This window comes from Achromobacter spanius (assembly GCF_002966795.1).
Classification (GTDB): domain Bacteria; phylum Pseudomonadota; class Gammaproteobacteria; order Burkholderiales; family Burkholderiaceae_B; genus Achromobacter; species Achromobacter spanius_D.
Map to the genome: position 1 here is coordinate 6,302,444 of NZ_CP023270.1, position 17,677 is coordinate 6,320,120.

Annotated in this window: 12 protein-coding genes; 1 reads left to right on the top strand and 11 read right to left on the bottom strand. The window is 60.3% G+C overall.

What is annotated here, in order from left to right; translation table 11 throughout:
* Positions 1–7 precede the first annotated feature (7 nt).
* From CLM73_RS28680 to CLM73_RS28700, 5 genes are all read right to left on the bottom strand, one after another.
* Positions 8–808, bottom strand: coding sequence for a ParA family protein (locus CLM73_RS28680; RefSeq protein WP_105241282.1), 801 nt, complete (start codon positions 806–808; stop codon positions 8–10).
* On the bottom strand, positions 805–1,494 hold the full coding sequence (gene rsmG / locus CLM73_RS28685) for a 16S rRNA (guanine(527)-N(7))-methyltransferase RsmG (protein WP_105241283.1): 690 nt from the start codon (positions 1,492–1,494) through the stop codon (positions 805–807). The genes CLM73_RS28680 and rsmG overlap by 4 nt, the downstream gene beginning before the upstream one ends.
* Complete coding sequence (gene mnmG, locus CLM73_RS28690) at positions 1,491–3,410, bottom strand: tRNA uridine-5-carboxymethylaminomethyl(34) synthesis enzyme MnmG (RefSeq protein ID WP_105241284.1); 1,920 nt, start codon at positions 3,408–3,410, stop codon at positions 1,491–1,493. The genes rsmG and mnmG overlap by 4 nt, the downstream gene beginning before the upstream one ends.
* Positions 3,411–6,731: 3,321 nt before the next feature.
* The gene (locus CLM73_RS28695) at positions 6,732–6,938 is read right to left on the bottom strand and encodes a cold-shock protein (RefSeq protein ID WP_056566091.1); all 207 of its coding nucleotides are present in this window, start codon (positions 6,936–6,938) and stop codon (positions 6,732–6,734) included.
* Between the two features lie 223 nt (positions 6,939–7,161).
* Positions 7,162–8,196, bottom strand: coding sequence for an AbrB family transcriptional regulator (locus CLM73_RS28700; protein ID WP_105241285.1), 1,035 nt, complete (start codon positions 8,194–8,196; stop codon positions 7,162–7,164).
* 111 nt (positions 8,197–8,307) lie between these two features.
* Between CLM73_RS28700 and CLM73_RS28705 the strand changes: the two genes are divergently transcribed.
* Positions 8,308–9,474 (top strand): pyridoxal phosphate-dependent aminotransferase, encoded by a 1,167-nt coding sequence (locus tag CLM73_RS28705; protein WP_105241286.1) that lies wholly within the window; start codon positions 8,308–8,310, stop codon positions 9,472–9,474.
* A 156-nt stretch (positions 9,475–9,630) separates the two neighbouring features.
* On the opposite strand, the gene CLM73_RS28710 is transcribed toward CLM73_RS28705, so the two are convergent.
* From CLM73_RS28710 to CLM73_RS28735, 6 genes are all read right to left on the bottom strand, one after another.
* A complete protein-coding gene (locus CLM73_RS28710) occupies positions 9,631–11,157 on the bottom strand; it encodes a tripartite tricarboxylate transporter permease (RefSeq protein WP_105241287.1) in 1,527 nt (508 codons plus the stop codon).
* Positions 11,154–11,591 (bottom strand): tripartite tricarboxylate transporter TctB family protein, encoded by a 438-nt coding sequence (locus CLM73_RS28715; protein WP_105241288.1) that lies wholly within the window; start codon positions 11,589–11,591, stop codon positions 11,154–11,156. Before CLM73_RS28715 ends, CLM73_RS28710 begins: the two co-directional genes overlap by 4 nt.
* Before the next feature lie 115 nt (positions 11,592–11,706).
* Positions 11,707–12,705, bottom strand: a complete 999-nt coding sequence (locus CLM73_RS28720; RefSeq protein ID WP_105241289.1) for a Bug family tripartite tricarboxylate transporter substrate binding protein — start codon at positions 12,703–12,705, stop codon at positions 11,707–11,709.
* A 118-nt stretch (positions 12,706–12,823) separates the two neighbouring features.
* Positions 12,824–14,308 carry a sensor histidine kinase gene (locus CLM73_RS28725; RefSeq protein ID WP_418904928.1) on the bottom strand — a complete coding sequence of 495 codons (1,485 nt, stop codon included), beginning with the start codon at positions 14,306–14,308 and terminating at the stop codon, positions 12,824–12,826.
* A complete protein-coding gene (locus CLM73_RS28730; RefSeq protein WP_105241290.1) occupies positions 14,298–14,975 on the bottom strand; it encodes a response regulator in 678 nt (225 codons plus the stop codon). Before CLM73_RS28730 ends, CLM73_RS28725 begins: the two co-directional genes overlap by 11 nt.
* Positions 14,976–15,915: 940 nt before the next feature.
* Entirely contained in the window at positions 15,916–17,670 is a 1,755-nt protein-coding gene (locus CLM73_RS28735; RefSeq protein WP_105241291.1) for an ATP-binding cassette domain-containing protein, read from the bottom strand.
* Positions 17,671–17,677: the final 7 nt, after the last annotated feature.

The window sequence follows — 17,677 nt, forward strand, 5'->3', positions numbered from 1 at the left end:
GGGACAGCTAGTTCAGGTCCTTCCTGACGCGCTCTATCATTTCGGCGCCGAACGAGATGTAGGCCTGCGCGCCGCGTGACGCGCGGTCATACACGACACCCGGCATCCCGTAACTGGGTGCTTCGGCCAGCCGCACGTTGCGCGGCACGACGGTCTTGAAGACCTTGTCGCCGAAGTGCGATTCAAGCTGCGCCGACACCTGCTGTTGCAGCGTCATGCGCGGGTCGAACATCACGCGCAGCAAGCCGATGACACGCAGGTCGTCGTTGATGTTGCGATGCACGCGCTTGATGGTGTTGACGAGATCCGACAGGCCTTCGAGCGCGAAGTACTCGCACTGCATCGGAATGATGACGCCGTGCGCGGCAGCCAGGCCGTTGAGCGTGAGCAGGGACAGCGTGGGCGGGCAATCGATGAGCACGAAGTCGTACTGGGTCGCGACGGTGTCGATGGCGGCCTTCAGTTGGCGTTCACGCTGCTCCATCTGCACCAGATCGATCTCGGCACCGGACAGTTCACGGTTGGCGGGCAGCACGTCGTAGCCGCCGGACTCCGATTTCACGCGCGACTGTTCGATGGAGGATTCGCCGATCAGCACCTGGTACAGATTGGACTCCAGCGAGTTCTTGTCGATGCCGCTGCCCATCGTGGCATTGCCCTGCGGGTCCAGGTCCACCAGCAGCACGCGCTGATTGTGCGTGGCAAGGCCCGCCGCCAGATTGATGGCGGTCGTCGTCTTGCCCACTCCGCCCTTTTGATTGGCAATGCAGAAGACGCGGGCGGATGTGCTGGGGGGTATGTTCTTCATAGGGTTCCTTGACTGCGGCGCATCCAGATCAGGCAGCGTTCTGCTTGCAGCTCCGGGACTTGGAGCGGCTGAATATGATCGACTTGCCATTCCCCGCGCGCGTGCAGCGCCTGGATTTCTTCTTCGGGGAGCTTGCCCTTCATGGCGACGAGGGTACCATTCTTGGCTACGTGGCGACCCGCGAGTTGCGCAAAATCATCCAATGATGCAAACGCTCGCGACGTCACGATGTTGCACTCGGCGGGATCCAGCGTTTCGATGCGCGCATGCTGCGATTGCAGGTTGGGCAAACCCAGCGCGCCGCTCATCTGACGCACGAACGCGGTCTTCTTTTCGACAGCGTCAACGCAGGTCACGGACCACTGGGGCCGCATGATGGCCAGGACGACGCCAGGCAGCCCGCCACCCGAGCCGACGTCGTAGACCTTGGCCGGACCATCGGGCGCTGCCAGCGCCTCGCTGAAGGGGTTTACGGCCGCGAGACTATCGAACAGATGCTGCACGAGCATCTGCTGCGGATCGCGGATGGCGGTCAGGTTGTACGTGCGATTCCAGCGCTGCATCTGCGCCAGGTAATTGAGCAGTTTGGCGATGGCGCCATCGTCAGCGGTCACGCCGAGCTGCTCGCATGCGCGAGTGAGTCGGCCGGCCATGTCGATGCCGGCCTGATTGGCGGGCGCGCTCATGCCGCTTGCTTGCGCGAGCCGTAATGCAGGCGCTTCAGGTGAATGAGCAGGAGCGAAATGGCAGCCGGCGTGACGCCGGAAATGCGCGCGGCCTGGCCGATCGTTTCCGGACGATGCGTCTTGAGCTTCTGGCGCACTTCAAACGACAGGCTGGTCACGGCGTCGTAGTCGACGTCGGCCGGAATCGGCTGTTGCTCGTGGGCAATGTGCTTTTGCACCTCGTCCTGCTGGCGCGCGATGTAGCCGGCGTACTTGACCTGGATTTCGACCTGTTCCGACAGCACGTCGTCCGCGACGACGCCCGGGCCGGCGAGCAGCGTGCCGTCCGCATTTTGGGCGGCCATCAGGGCTTCATAAGTAACGTTCGGACGTTTCAACAGATCGGCTAGTGAGTACTCACGTTCAATCGCCTTGCCGAGCAGCGGCTCGGCAACCTCAGCCGGCAGCAGACGCGGATTCACCCATGAGGATTTCAGGCGCTCGACTTCGGCGGCGACGGCGTCGCGCTTACGGTTGAACGCATCCCAACGTGTATTGTCGACAATTCCGAGTTGGCGGCCAATTTCGGTCAAGCGCAGATCGGCATTGTCTTCGCGCAGGCTCAGGCGATATTCTGCGCGGGATGTGAACATGCGGTACGGCTCGGTCACGCCGCGCGTGACCAGGTCGTCCACCAGGACGCCCAGATAGGCCTCGTCCCGGCGCGGGGTCCACTGCTCGCGGTCCTGCGATTTCAGCGCGGCATTCACGCCAGCCAGCAGGCCTTGGGCCGCGGCTTCTTCGTAGCCGGTGGTGCCGTTGATCTGTCCGGCGAAGTAAAGCCCTTCTATTGCCTTGGTTTCGAGCGTGCTCTTGAGTCCACGTGGATCGAAGTAGTCGTATTCGATGGCGTAGCCGGGCCGCATGATGTGGGCGTTCTCGAGCCCAGGCAGCGAATGGATCAGATCCAGCTGCACATCGAAAGGCAGGCTGGTCGAGACGCCGTTGGGATATACCTCGTGCGTATCCAGCCCTTCCGGCTCCAGGAAGACCTGGTGGGATTGCTTGTCGGCAAACCGATGAATCTTGTCTTCGATGGACGGGCAGTAGCGCGGGCCCACGCCTTCGATGACGCCGCTGTACATCGGCGAGCGATCGAGGCCGCCGCGGATGATGTCGTGGGTGCGGGCGTTGGTGTGCGTGATCCAGCACGGCAACTGGCGCGGATGCATGGCCACATTGCCCATGTACGAAAACACGGGGATCGGGTCCAGGTCGCCGGGCTGTTCTTCCAGGATGGCGTAATTGATCGTGCGGCCATCAATGCGTGGCGGCGTGCCGGTCTTGAGGCGGCCTTGGGGAAGCTGTAGCTCTTTCAGGCGCTGACCCAGCGAAATCGCGGGAGGGTCTCCGGCGCGGCCACCCGAATAGTTTTGCAGGCCAACGTGAATCAGACCATTCAGAAACGTACCGGCGGTCAGCACCACCGTCTTGGCGCGAAACTTCAGACCAACCTGCGTCACGGCGCCAACAACTCGATCCCCTTCCACCATCAGGTCCTCGACCGCCTGCTGGAACAGCCACAGGTTCGGCTGATTCTCGAGGCGTCCCCGGATGGCCTTGCGATACAGGACACGGTCGGCCTGTGCACGCGTTGCACGGACGGCCGGACCCTTCGACCCGTTGAGGATACGGAACTGGATGCCTGCCTCGTCGGTAGCCAAGGCCATGGCCCCGCCCAGCGCGTCCACCTCTTTGACGAGGTGACCTTTGCCGATTCCGCCGATGGACGGATTGCAAGACATTTGGCCAAGGGTCTCGATGTTGTGCGTGAGCAGCAGCGTCTGCGCACCGGTACGGGCGGCAGCCAGTGCTGCCTCGGTGCCGGCGTGGCCGCCACCGACGACGATGACATCGAATTCGCGGGGATAGTCCATGATGGGGGGAGGTAAAGAAGAGAGCGATCGGCGCTCATTATAGAGGCAGGGGTTGCATGTTTCACGTGAAACATGCGGATGGGTTGTTTTATGTGCGGATGTGGCGGGGTCGGGCCAGGCGGTTGGTATCGAATAGTTGGATGGCAGGCGGATATCGGCATCTGCCAAGTGTTCCGCGGGATGTTCCACGTGAAACACTTGAGTCGCTTGTCGACTGAGTGTGAAACCGACGGTGGTGTTTCACGTGAAACAGTGAAGGCCGACCGGCTGGCTTGCCACTTATGACCCAAGAGTAGTCGGATGCGGATGCGAGGTTCCGTAAGACTTATCGTCGCCCAAGGTCGCGGGGATGGTACGAAGCAGGTCTGGAACTAACGGCCCCCTGTGAAACATCGGAGACCGACGATCGCAGGTGCTAGACGCTGTGTTTCACGTGGAACATCCGACGCCAATCCGCGACGGCGCGTTTGAAAAAGCATCACCCTCCCCTGCTAGCGCACAGCCGCCTGGCGGTTTGAGGGCAGGCATCGGGAAGCCCTATGGCCGAGAACCGCATCTCTTCCCCGGGCACGCCGGGCCCGGCACTGAGCCTCGCAAGGCGCCTAGTTGGTCTCTAGCATCTGGTTTGCTGCGGCACGCAGATAAATCCGCCTGCGATGTTTCACGTGGAACATCACATGTGTGGGTCCCGTGGCTGGCCTAGCCCTCAATCCCTGCGGGAATCCAGTAGACGAACAAAGGCGCCCGCCTCCATATAGCCCCGAGCGCACCGCAGAAGGGACTAAGCAGGCGCCGCCACTGAAGGGGCACACGGCAATATTGGCGGGAGTTCGCAGAGACCAAAACCGTCAGCATTGTGTGCGCAACGGTTTGGCTTGACCGCTGCTGCTGCTCGGCTTGGCGCTTTAGCAGTGGTCGCACTCGCCCTACCCCATCGAGAAATAAAGACCTCCAGGCGCCAACAGTTAAGAGAGCGCGATGTTCCACGTGAAACAACGGCGTCCCTACGGCCACCATGACCACTCCTACCTACTTGGAAACAGTCCTCGCCTCCCCGGCCTGCCGCTAATCCGTTGGTAGGCGTTCGCCAGATCCGCCATGCATTTTCAACTGCATACAGGCCCCGCCTATGAATGCCGACGTACATGCCGTCCAACTTCGGCCTAGAGTGCCAAATCTCCCACTGTTTCACGTGGAACATTGTGGAGGCTTGCCCGATCAGTGATTCAGACAACCAATCTGTCGCCGACGCCCAGCGCTATGGGAGCGCTCCAATCAGTGTGGAGATAAAGCAGGAGATACGCTTGATCCAACATGCTGTTTTGAGGGAGGTACGCAGTGCCGAAACAGAGCTTAGAGCCCCCTGCGAAACTGAAGCTGCAGCGCGGAGTTCCCATCTGATCAAGCTCTCTGCCACCGCAAAAAACGGGAGGAGATGTTCCACGTGAAACACGTGGCCAAGACAAAAGCTTGTTGCCGGCCGCAGTGTTTCACGTGAAACATGAAGCGAGACCGTGCCGGTGAACCTTATGTTCCCGAGGTCGGGGCCAGTCATCTCATCTAGACGATGAGTAGCGGACATCTCGGTAGCTTTGAGATTGGACCAATCTCGACGCATCCGATAATCAAGCCTGCAATCTGAAAAGGTAAGAAAGATGAAAAATAACGATTTATTCGGCCCTTACCTACCCCTTGCCTGAAAAAATCCATTTTTTCCAACTTATCGCCCGTCGCAACACGCTCGCGCGTCGTCTGTACTGATCGCCGCCAACCCGACAAATCACAACGCTCAAGTTTGCGCCGACAATCGCAAAGCAAGTTGCCCACAAGTTTGACCAAGCGTCAGGACCTTCCTGTGGACCAAAGCAGGACAGAGCATGCGATAAAAATGCAGCGAATCAGGCAGACCAGGTCGTGACGCGTCGAGCTAACAACCACGCGGTTTATCCACAGACTCCCGCCAACGATCACTCACTATGAAAACAAGCGGAATGCCACACGCGAAACCGGGGTTACGCACATTCTTATCAACAGGCATCCGTGCGAACAAGACGGTAACGCAGCGATCGAACCGTATCCCTACAACGGTTACGTACCAACGGACACCACATCGACATATCCACACGCGGACCTTTGCCCCTCGGTCCCTGCATCCAGCTAAGGGCGAGATTTATCCACAGCGATAACCGCGCGTCGAGCCTAAGACAGCCATGCGTCGCTCAGTCACGCGCAATTCACGAACACAGCCGGGAGGCTCGCTAATTGGGAAACTGAAACCGCCGCACGTATTGGAAAGACCACCAGCAAAGGGAAATCAGTTATGGAAATGCGGCAAGGCGGTAGGCGAAAAGCGACTTCAACTAATCTGCTGAACTCTTGCACAAGCTCATGGTCCAATCGCGCGGAGTAAATCCCGAGGCGGTTTATTCACAAAATTATCCCCACCTCGGATATCCACTGAGCAGCGCAAGGCCCTCGCACCTGCTCATTGACCCGACAATAATCTTCCTCGCACTCCCGCCGCCGCGCCATCATCCTTATGGCCGAGGCGTTCGTGGCTTCATGTGAAATGCTGTGGACAAGTCCTTTGAAGAAAATTGGCCACAGAATCTTCGTCCGCCGCAACGGGAATTCCGCCCGGTCGGCCGTCAAAGAGCAACCCGTCCACGCCGCAATTTCCGTTCCCACGCCCTCACCCTTTGAGCGATATCCCCATTTCTATCCACAGGCGAAGACCCTCAATTTGGATACCGGGAGGCGTAATTCTGTGCATAACCCACATGGGGATATCTTTGTGAACAACAGTCGCCAAAAGGGCATTCCACACGCCCCAGCGGACCCGAAACGGGCGTTAACGCCCTCTTGGATAAACCTATTCAATGCAGTTGAATACCCAAGAAATCGAAGCGTTTCCCTATGAAAACGCCGATTAAACCGTCTGCAGGCCGCCCATAGGCGGTGCGTTGGGCTATCCACGGGAAACAGCGAACCGCCGCGTGCATTAATGCAGAAATCTGTGCAAAACCCGGTTTTCCGAAGCCCGATTGCTTCATTACTGAGCACCCAGATGCTCATGCCCGGAAATAATTATCCACAGAGTTATCCAGTGCTGGAGAATATGTTAGTGAACACTAACAAACCGGGAAATTAGCGCCAACACATGGCGGTCCGGGGCGGACGGCAAGGCGGCGAAATGGCGCCACGGCGGTGCGTCGGCTGATCGCAAGTGCGGCCGCAAATGAAACAACGCCCCAGACCCGGAGGTCTTGGGGCGTTGTAGCCAGGCCTAGCCTGGCTGACGGGAAATTGGGATTTCCCGATTTAGAGCGGGCGAATTTCGGCCGCTTGAGGTCCTTTCGGACCATCCTTAACTTCGTATTCGACTTCCTGGCCTTCATTCAGGCTGCGATAGCCGCGGCCCTGGATGGCGGAAAAGTGTGCGAACACATCGGTGCCGCCCACGTCCGGCGTGATGAAACCGAAACCCTTGTCAGCGTTGAACCACTTGACTTTGCCCTTCTGAGCCATTTTTTCTAGCGTCCTGTAATTAAATCGAAATGCAATGAATCAAGGACGCCGTGCGAACTGAACGATCGGTGCAAAACCAGTGTTCCCGCTTGTCGCCAGAGCGGCAGAAACAAGTCTGCTCGCGCTTGAATCAACTGCGGAATCAGCATACTCATCCGGCATTACCGAGTCATATAGTTGTTTACCCCAATGTCGCTTTTTTTTCACTGAAACGGCAATACCGCTAGGCGGAATTACCGAGCCGGCGCGCCAGAATTGCATAAAGGGGACCCGTCACGATCACCACGAAAACCATACGCGTGACGTGAAACGCCGTCACCACCGGAACACCCAGTTGCAGCACTTTGGCGGTGATCGCCATCTCGGCGATTCCACCCGGCGTAGTGCCCAGAATCAACGTGGGAACGGGCGCCGCGGACCACCAGGACAGCAACGCGCCCACGCCAAAGGCCAGCGCCAGAGCGAGCACCGTGAAGGCGGCAACGGCCGCCATGAAACGCGGCGCAGCGCGGAAAAAATCGGGCCGGTAGCGGTCGCCAAGCGACCAGCCAATAAGCAGCTGACCCGCCTTGGGAACGTAATCCGGCAACGCGGAAAGCTCGATGCTCGATGCGGTCAACACCATCGCGACGAGCATGGGTCCGAGCACCCAGGGATTGGGCAGCCGCAACGTCGTGAACACCGCACCACCCACGATCGTCAAGGCCACCAGCGCGGCCAAGCCCAGTGCGTGCACGTCACGCGGTCCCGGCACTGTGGGATCCAGGCCCGCCACGCCCCACCACTGGAATATGAAAGGCACCGTCACCACCACCAGCAACACGCGCACGCTGTGCGCAGTGGCCACGCGATCGATCCGCGCGCCATGGCGTTCGGCCAGATTGGCCATCTCACTTGCACCGCCAATGGCCGATGAGAACCACGCCGTCTTGAAGTCCACATCCGTATAACGGCGCAGAATGGCCGTACCCAGAAATGCGAGCGCCAGCGCGAACAGCATCCCCGCGACAATGGGACCGGCGTTGCCGCCGATGTGCCCGATAACCTGCGGCGTGAAATACAGCCCCAGCGATGCGCCGATGACCCACTGGCCCGCATTGCGCGCTGGCCGCGGGCACGCGGTTCGCACGCCGGCGATCCGCGTGGCCGCAGTCACCAGCAGCGCGCCCAACATCCAAGGCAGCGGCAGGTGGGCCCACACTGCGAGCAACGCGCCGGCCAGCGCAATACCAAATCCGCCCAGCACTCGCACCAACATGTTCTGAACCACAATCCCATCCGCGTTAGAAGCTCATGAAAAATGAATTATGAGTTAGTGGGATACTTACGAAAACTTTCCTCGGCTACCCGTGTTCACTTCGCGTCCAACATGATCCGCTCCAAACTCCCCGACGTCGGCACCACCATATTCACCGTGATGAGCCGCCTGGCCATCGAGCACAAGGCCATCAACCTGGGCCAGGGCTTTCCTGACTTCGATCCAGACCCCGCGCTGTGCGCACTGGTGTCCAAAGCGATGGCCGACGGCCACAACCAGTATCCGTACATGCCCGGCGTCGCGCCGCTGCGCGAAGCCATTGCGGCCAAGACGCGTGAGCTCTATGGCCATGCCTACGATCCCGAAACCGAGATCACGGTCACCAGCGGCGCCACCGAGGCGTTGATGGCAACGGTGCTGGCCGCGGTGGGCAGCGGCGACGAAGTGGTGGTGATCGAGCCATGCTATGACTCGTACCTGCCGGCGATTCGCCTGGCCGGCGGCACCGCGGTCCCCGTGCCGCTGCGCGCGCCCACCGAAGCCGATCCTTACTACCGCATCGACTGGCAGCGTGTGCGCGATGCCATCACGTCCAAGACCCGACTGTTGATGCTGAACTTCCCGCACAACCCCACGGGCGCGGTGCTCGACGACAGCGACCTGGACGCGCTTGAAGCCATCGTCCGCGACACGGGCGTGCTGCTGGTGTCGGACGAGGTCTACGAACACATCGTGTTTGACGGCAAGCCGCATGCCAGCGTCGCGCGCCGTCCCCTGCTCGCCGAACATGCGTTTGTGATCTCGTCGTTCGGCAAGACCTATCACACCACCGGATGGAAGATCGGCTATTGCTGCGCGCCGCGCCAACTGAGCGCTGAGCTGCGCAAGGTGCACCAGTTCATGGTGTTCACGGTGCCGTCGCCGATGCAGTTCGCGCTGGCCGAGTTCATGCGGGATCCCAAGCCGTACCTGGACCTGCCTGCGTTCTACCAAGCCAAGCGGGACCGCTTGTCTCAAGGCCTGGCGCAGACGCGATTCCGGCCGCTGCCCAGTCCCGGCACGTTCTTCCTGCTGGCTGACTACAGCCAGATCTCCAAGCAGAACGAAGCCGACTTCGCGCGCGACCTGACAGTGAACCACGGCGTGACCGTGATTCCGGTGTCCGCGTTCTATCGCCACCCCGACGCGCCTGAATCGAATCATCGGATCGTGCGCTTCTGCTTCGCCAAGAAGGATGCAACGCTGGACGCGGCGCTGGAACGCCTGAAGCAGGTTTGATCGTTCAATATCTGAGTAAAAGCTCACATATGAAAACGCGGGTCCAGCATCCGCGACAAGCCTGAAAAAAGGGGCGCCGAAAGGCGCCCCTGAACATTTGCCGGCCTGGCTTTGTTGCGTCAGCCCGCGCACCGGCCGGTGCACAGGCCCGCTTCATCAGACCGGCCCAGCGGCAACCTTTCTTGCGGCGCGCACGCGGCGCAGGATCTGCGGCACGATGACCACCGCCGCCGCGCCCGCCCACAGGGCAATCGACACGGGACTGGCGAACAGCACAACCACGTCGCCATCCGTCATCGACAGCGCGCGGCGCAGGTTCTGTTCCATCATGTTGCCCAGCACGACGCCCAGCACCAGCGGCGCCATCGGCACACCGAACTTGCGCAGGAAATAGCCCAGCGTACCGATGCCGGCAACCAGCAGCAGATCGAACGTGCCCGCATTGATCGCGTAGACACCGATATAGCTGATGCACAGGATGCCCGGCACCATCAGCCAGCCCGGCACCGAAAGCACCTTGGAGAAGAACCGCACCAGCGGCACGTTCATCACGAAGAGCAGCACGTTCGCCACGAACAGCGACGCGATCAGGCCCCACACCAGCTCGGGCTTGGTGTCGAACAGGACCGGACCCGGCGTGATGTTGTAGAGCGTCAGCGCGCCCATCATCACGGCGGTGGTGCCGGAACCGGGCACGCCCAGCGTCAGCATCGGCACGAAGGAACCAATTGCGGACGCAGTGGCGGCGGCTTCCGGCGCGACGAGCCCGCGCATGTCGCCCTTGCCGAATTTGGCTTCGGGATCCTTGGCTTCGATGATGCGCTTTTCCTGCGAGTACGCGACCGCCGCGGCCACGCTGGCGCCTGCGCCGGGCAGCACGCCCACGCCGAAGCCCACGAGCGCGCTGCGCACCACGCTCCACCAGGTGAAGGCCATTTCCTTCAGATTGAAGAGCTTGCGGCCGCTGGGCTTGACCTCGACGCTGTGGCCGGCCATCACCTTCTCAAGCATTTCCAGCATCTCGCTGACCGCGAACAACGCGATGACCACCACCACAAAATCGATGCCATCGGCCAGATGCACGGACTCGAACGTGTAGCGGTAAACGCCCGAATTCGCGTCCACGCCCACCACCGAGATGGACAGGCCGATCATCGCCGCCAGCACGCCCTTGACCGGCTGCTTGCCGAGCAAACTGGTCAGGCAGCAGAACGCGAAGATCATGAGCACGAAGTATTCGGCGGGACCGAACGCGAGGGCCCATTTCGCCAGCATCGGCGCGAGCAGGATGATGCCCACCACCGACACGATGGCGCCAAAAAACGCCGACCACGCCGACAACGACAACGCCACGTTGGCCAGGCCCTGCCGCGCCAGCGGATAGCCGTCCAGCGTCGTCATGATGGCGCTGGCCTCGCCCGGCACGTTCAGCAGAATCGCCGTGATGCGGCCGCCGTATTCGGCGCCCACATACACCGCCGCCAGCAGAATCAGCGCCGTTTCGGGCGGAAGATTCATGGCAAAGGCGATCGGGATCAGCATCGCCACGCCGTTGACCGGCCCCAGCCCCGGCAGCACGCCCACCATGGTTCCGATGAAGGAACCGATGGCCGCCACCAGCAGGTTCGTCAGCGAAAACGCGACGCCAAAGCCTATCGAGAGATGATCGAGAATGCCGCTCATATCAGGTTCTCCAGCAGTCCGCCGGGCAGGACGACGTCCAGCACCTTGTCGAACAGCACGAAAAAGAAAAGGCTCATGACGACGCCGCCGATCGCGCACTTCACCCAGCTGCCGCCGAACAGGCGGCCCACGAAGATCGTCATGAGCGATGTGGCGACAACGAAGCCCAGCCACTGGAAGAGAAACGCGTAGGCGGTCACGAACACCACCATCAGCGCGATGCGCCCGTTGGCGCCGGCCGGGTTGCGCTCGACGGCGTACCCGCCCTTGTAGACGAGCCACAGCCCGCACAGGCCGATGATCAGCGCCAGCAGCAGCGGGAAGGCGCGCGGGCCGACGGGCTCGTAGGCGAAGGGCGCCTCGATGCTCCAGCCGGCGGCCGTCATGAAGACGGCCAACGCCAGGGCAGCAATGCCCAGGATTCGATCATTCATGATCCAGGTTTCCGTTCAAGTCGGATCGCGCGGCGCAGCGGGACCTGCCGCCGGCCTGAGCAGGCGGCAGGGGTGCCCTTGCGGGCGCGATCGGGGGTCAGGCCTTGCGGCCGGCTTACTTTTTGATCAGGCCGAAGGTGTCGGCAAGTTCGCCGTACTGCTTGACCTGGTTTTTGACGTAGGCGTCCAGTTCGGGGCCGGTCTTGTTGAAGGGGAACAGGCCCTGCTGCTGACGCAGCTTCTCGAACTCGGGCGCGGCCGTCGTCTTGTTGAACGCGTCCACCCAGAACTGGTAGTCGGCGTCGGACACCTTGGGACCGACGTAGAAGCCGCGGATGATCGGCCAGACGATGTCGTAGCCCTGTTCCTTGGCGGTGGGCACCGAACCCAGCTTGCCCGGCAGACGCTGGTCGTTGAAGACCGCCAGCACGCGGATCGGGGCGCCGCCTTCGAGCATGGTGAATGCTTCGGCCGCATCGCCCATGTAGGCCTGGATATGGCCGCCGCGCAGCGCCGTCACGGCCTCGCCGCCGCCTTCGAAGGCGACGAAACGCATTTTCTTGAAGTCCACGCCGGCCGCCTTGGCGGTCAGCGCTGCCTTCATCCAGTCCTGGCTGCCCACGGTGCCGCCCGCGCCCAGCACGATCTTGGTCGGATCCTGCTTGAAGGCGTCCATCAGGCTCTCCAGGTCGGTGTATGGCGAGTCGTTGCGCACCACGGCGACGCCGTAGTCGGTGCCGATCGCCGCCAGCCAGCGCACGTCGTTGACGTTGTACTTGCCGAACTTGCCCTGCGCCAGGTTCAGCAGCGAGCCGCCGGAGAACGCGACGATGGTGCCCGGCTCGTTCGGATGCTGGGCCACGATGTTGTTGTACGCCACCGCGCCGATGCCGCCGGGCATGTAGACGATGCGCATGGCGCTCTTGAGCGCCCCACTCTGCTTCAGGCCTTCGGTGGCCAGGCGGCACGTCAGGTCGAATCCGCCGCCGGGCTGCGCCGGCGCGATGCACTCGGGCCGGCGAGGCTCGTCGGCGGCCTGTGCCGCGCCGAGGGACAGGGTGATGGCGCCAAGCGCCGCCATGGCTGCGATGCGCAGCTTCAGGATCGTCTGCATTCTTGCGTCTCCAGGATTTATAGGTCTAGGTATCGCTGGCAGCGGCGCTGCGGCGAATGATCGCGTCCAGCGGCTCCAGTGGACGCAACCGTACAAAACCGAAGCTTTCCATAACCTTTCAATTTCGGCCGATTTCGTGACGCGGCGCAGCATCCGGTCCGGTTTCCAGGGAAAACACCAATGCCGCGCGCAATCCCGGTTGCCCGATCCGGTTCTCGAGCACGAGCCGTGCGCCCAGGATTTCGGCGATGGTGCCCACGATCGCCAGGCCCAGGCCGGCGCCGGAGGTGTTCTTGCCGGCGGCGCCCCGCCGAAAGCGCACGCATGCCCGGGCAATGTCCTCGTCCGACATGCCGGGGCCGTCGTCTTCGACAAAAAGCCGGACCTGACCAGCGTCCGCCTCGATCCGGACGGTGACCACGCCGCCGGAGGATGCATAGCGGATGGCGTTGTCGACCAGGTTGCTGACCGCCTCCCGCAGCAGCCACTCCGCCCCGCTAACCAAAACCGGCCTGCGGTCGGCCTCCAGGCCGATGTCCAACTGCCGGGCGCGGGCATTGGGTAATTGGGTGCGGATCACCCCGTCGGCCAGGTCGACCAGGTCCACCGATTCGGGCGCCAAACCGCCTTCGGCCAGCGAGGCGTCTTTAGCGCGCGCCAGAGCGAGCATCTGGTTGGTGGTGCGTACGGCCCTGTCCAACCCCTCTTGCATCGCCAGAAGGGCTGTACGGACCTCCTGGGGGTCTGTTTCGCGCAAGGCATAGGCCGTCTGGGTCCGCAAAACCGACAAAGGCGTACGCAATTGGTGCGATGCGTCGTCCAGGAACTGCGCCTGCACCCTCCCCAAGGCCGCAAAACGGGCCATGTGGAGGTTTACGGCCGCCACCAGGGGTAGGACCTCCCCTGGCATGTCGGACGCGCTGACGGGGCTTAAATCGTCTGCAGACCGGCCTTTGACTTCCTGCCGCAACCGCTCGAGGGGGCGCAGGGCCATGAAAACGCCCAGGATGATCAGCAGGACGCTTATGAGGATCACGGCAAGGTCCCGCTCCACCGAGCGCACCAAAACCTTGTGGAGGAACGCCTGACGGCTTTCCAGGCCCTCCGCGACCTGCACGATGACCCGGCCGCCCTGATTTGCGTACAAGGGGGGATCCATGGGCCGGGCCAATGCCGCGACCCGGACGGGCTGCCCCTGGTAGGTCGCATAGAAAAACCGCGGTTCGCCCGACACCAGGGGCTGCTCCGGCAGGGGCAGCCCCGGATGGCCGATTTCAGCCAGCCCGTCTTCGGTTGCCACCCGGTAGAACACGCTGCCATTGGCCGTCAGCTCGAAAAATTCCAGCATCAGGTATGGCTGCTCCATGGCTAATCCACCGCTGGCTGTGGATATGTTGTGGTCGATCGCGCGAAGCGCGCCGGCGAGAGACCGGTCGTAGGCATTGTCGACCTGGTTGCGCAACTGGTGGTTGGACAGCCAGAGCGCACCCATCATCACGAAGACCAACGTGGGAATCAGCCACCAGAGCAACTGCGTTTTCAGCGTTCGGGCGCGCTTTTTCGCCGAAAAATCAACGCTGTTTTGCGGACTCCTAGTTGTCAACAAGGTTCTCCAGGCAGTACCCCATGCCGCGCATGGTCACGATCTGAACACCGGTTTCCGCCAATTTTTTGCGCAACCGGTGCACCAGGACCTCGATGGCTTCCAGGTTGATGTCGGCATCGTCCGTGAGGATGCGGTCCAGGATCTGCTGCTTGTTGATGGGTTCGCCGCTTTTCTGGATCAGTACCCGTAGTACCGCCTGTTCACGTGGGGATAACTGCAAGGGCTGTCCATTGACCGTGAATTTCTGCGCGGACGTTTCAAAAACCAAGTTTCCCAGCGCCAGGCGCGGATGTTCGCGCCCGCGGCTGCGGCGAATCAGCGCAATCAATCGCGCTTCCAACTCTTCCACAACAAAGGGTTTCGGCAGGAAATCGTCCGCTCCCTCGTGAAGTGTTCCGATTCTCTCGGCCAGTGAATCGCGCGCGGTCAAGACCAGCACCGGCGTACGGTCGTCCCGCGCGCGAATCTTCGCCAGCAAAGTATGGCCATCCATGCCGGGTAGTCCCAGATCAAGGATGACCGCATCGAAATCTTCGACGGCCAACCTTCTTTCGGCAACCAGACCGTCATCTGCCCACTCCACGACAAAGCCGGCATGTCTGGCCAGGCTTCTGGACAGCCAGCGGGCAAGTTCAGCTTCATCTTCGATCAGGAGGATACGCATGGACGCAGTCCGGGGGGCGGTGGATGGGCGGGATAGGAAAGCATGTTTGGCTTTTCCTTTTTTTCTATTTATATAAAGACTAATGATTAATAAGGGCTGTGGATAACTACCTTAACCTTAAAAACCTCTTTCTTTTCATCGCCTTACGGCCGTTTTTGCCTGTGCAAGAACTCTGTGTGGGAAAAAAGCTGAAGTTGGACAAGATTTTGGACCACGTACGAAACCCCTGCTTGTTCAACTTGCCTCCACAACATGTGCACAAGCGCGCCACTTAGGAGTTATCCACAGGCCTGATAGAAGGATTTGGCCCCCGACGCGGCACTTTTACCCTGAAATCCACGGATGTGCCTACCCGATTTCGAGCCCTTTAGAGGGGCCTGAAAGGGCCTGTGAGCTGCCGTTAAAAAGGGGCATTTGAGGGGAGGAGTGTGCGCAAGAACTCGTGGGGACTGATCAAAAAGTGATCGGCCCAGGCCTTGACGATGGTCGTTTCGGGGGCGCCCAGAGGGATGGGCTTCGAGGGGGGGCATGGCGGCCGAAATGCAGCCAAGTCTCGACTTGGGTGGCGGCACTTCGGCGCGAACGAAAGATGATGGTTGTGCTGTCCAGCTGTTGTTGAGCCAACGAGCCCTAAGGTAGCTTTCGCGGCGTTAGAACAGAATGGTCGTCGGGCAAACGCACCCTGAGGGCAAAGGGTGGCCCGCGGGGTATGACGGATCTGAATCGAAAGGCGGCGCTATTGGTGTGCATTGCGGCCTGTGTCCCGTACACGGGTCGCCCTGCGGCATCTTGAAATCCTCGATCGGTGGTGCGTCCGACCTGTACTGCTGGGCCCAAACCTGCGAGGGCGGGGCAAGCAGAACGACGGCCATCACGCTGGCAAGCGATAGTTCCTTCAGTTTCAATTGATGCTCCTAATCAATACGTGGGCCAGATTGCATCAACCCGCTCTGATCTCCGACATTTCGATCATTGAATGCAGGTAGTCGCTGCTAAAAACCATTGTTGATTTGGGACCGTCGCCTTGCAGGAGCCCATCCTTGATGACGACCACGCGTTCTGAATACGTCAGGGCGGAGGTTCTATGGCTTATCGAGATAATCGTGCAATCAATAAAGTGGGTGTAGATACTGTCAATGACTCGACGTTCTGTCAGGACGTCCAGCGAAGACGTGCCTTCATCGATAATCAGGATTCGCGGTTTTCTCAGAAATAATCGTGCGAGGGCAAGCCGTTGGCGCTGCCCGCCGGACAGCGTTACCCCCCTTTCGCCTAATTGGGAATCCAGGGAGAGATTTCCCGTGGCACATTCTGCGGCGGACTCGAAACCCGCCATCTCTAGCGCCTTGAGAATCTCCTTGTCGGAAGCAGCTGCGTTTGCGATCCGCATATTGAAGCGCACGGTGTCGCTGAAAATATGGGTCTCCTGGCCGACAATTCCGACCACGTCGTTGAGCGACGTTCTCTGTAAAGTGGAAATATCGTTGCCAAATATTCGAATCACACCTCGGGATGGCGTGTAGTCACCCGTCAACAACTTCGCAAGCGTGGATTTGCCTGAGCCGCTGGGGCCGATAAGAGCGATTTTTTCACCGGTAGTGAAACGAAGCGAAATCGGTCCGAGCTGAAACGGAGCCGCGTCGGAATAACCAAATTCGATTTGATTCAATTCAACGGCGCAATCATCGGTATTTGCCAGCCGGTCAGAAAAACCAGCTTGCTTGGGTGGGGACAATTCCTTTACGAATGCAGCGACGCTGTGCCACGACTGATGTACTTCGCCAAGCGTGCTGCCCAGCATTTCGACGGGTCCTGCCAGAAGCAGGATGTAGCCCGTGAACAATACGAAAGAGCCGGGGCTGGTTGCCGCAGACCCTGCGAGCATCCAGTAGATGCACCACCCGAACATCAGTACAAAGAGCAAGGCGTTTATGGATAGCATGGCGATCATCAGGCGCCAGTAGGATCGCTGGATTGAGCGATCAGTATCCAGCGCGTTCTTGTACCGACCCATCAATACATCGAACCCGTTGTATTGCCGCGCCGCCATGATGTTTATGACCGAGTCGATAAGTACACCGTAGGATCTTCGGCCCGCCTCCATGACCCGATTCCGATGCGGAGCCAAGCGATTCAAGAAGATGTGGTTGTTGACAAGAAAGAGAGCGACGTATGTCAAGAATGCAAACCCAACGGCTTTGCTCAAGATGGTCGAGACAACAGCAATGGCCATGACCAGTTGCACGATGGGCGCCAGAATGTTGAAGGCGACATTTCTGACCACGGTATATAAATCATTTGACGCTTGATTGAGCTTCTGCGCCAACTCGCCCACGGAATTCTGCACGTAGAATTGCGCGTTCTTTTCGCAGAGCAGCGCAAAGTACTTCTGCGAAATTGTCTCGACCAGTTGAAGGCGCAGCATGCTTTGTAAATACAACGATGCTGTGTTGAAGATCTTGGTGAAGGCAATCGAACAGATATACAAGCCTGAAATCCAGGCGACGGCGGTCACGGTACCTCGGGACATCGACGTTTCGGCAAGGATGTCTGTTGCTTTCGCGAGCAACAGCGGTCCCAGCGAAGAAAATGCCGCCGATGCCAAAGTCAATGACAAAGCGGTAGCTAGGAGCAATACGCTTTTTCGCCCCAGGCTTCCACTCAAAAGAAAACGCAAGAATGGCTTGTTTCTCATGGTCTCT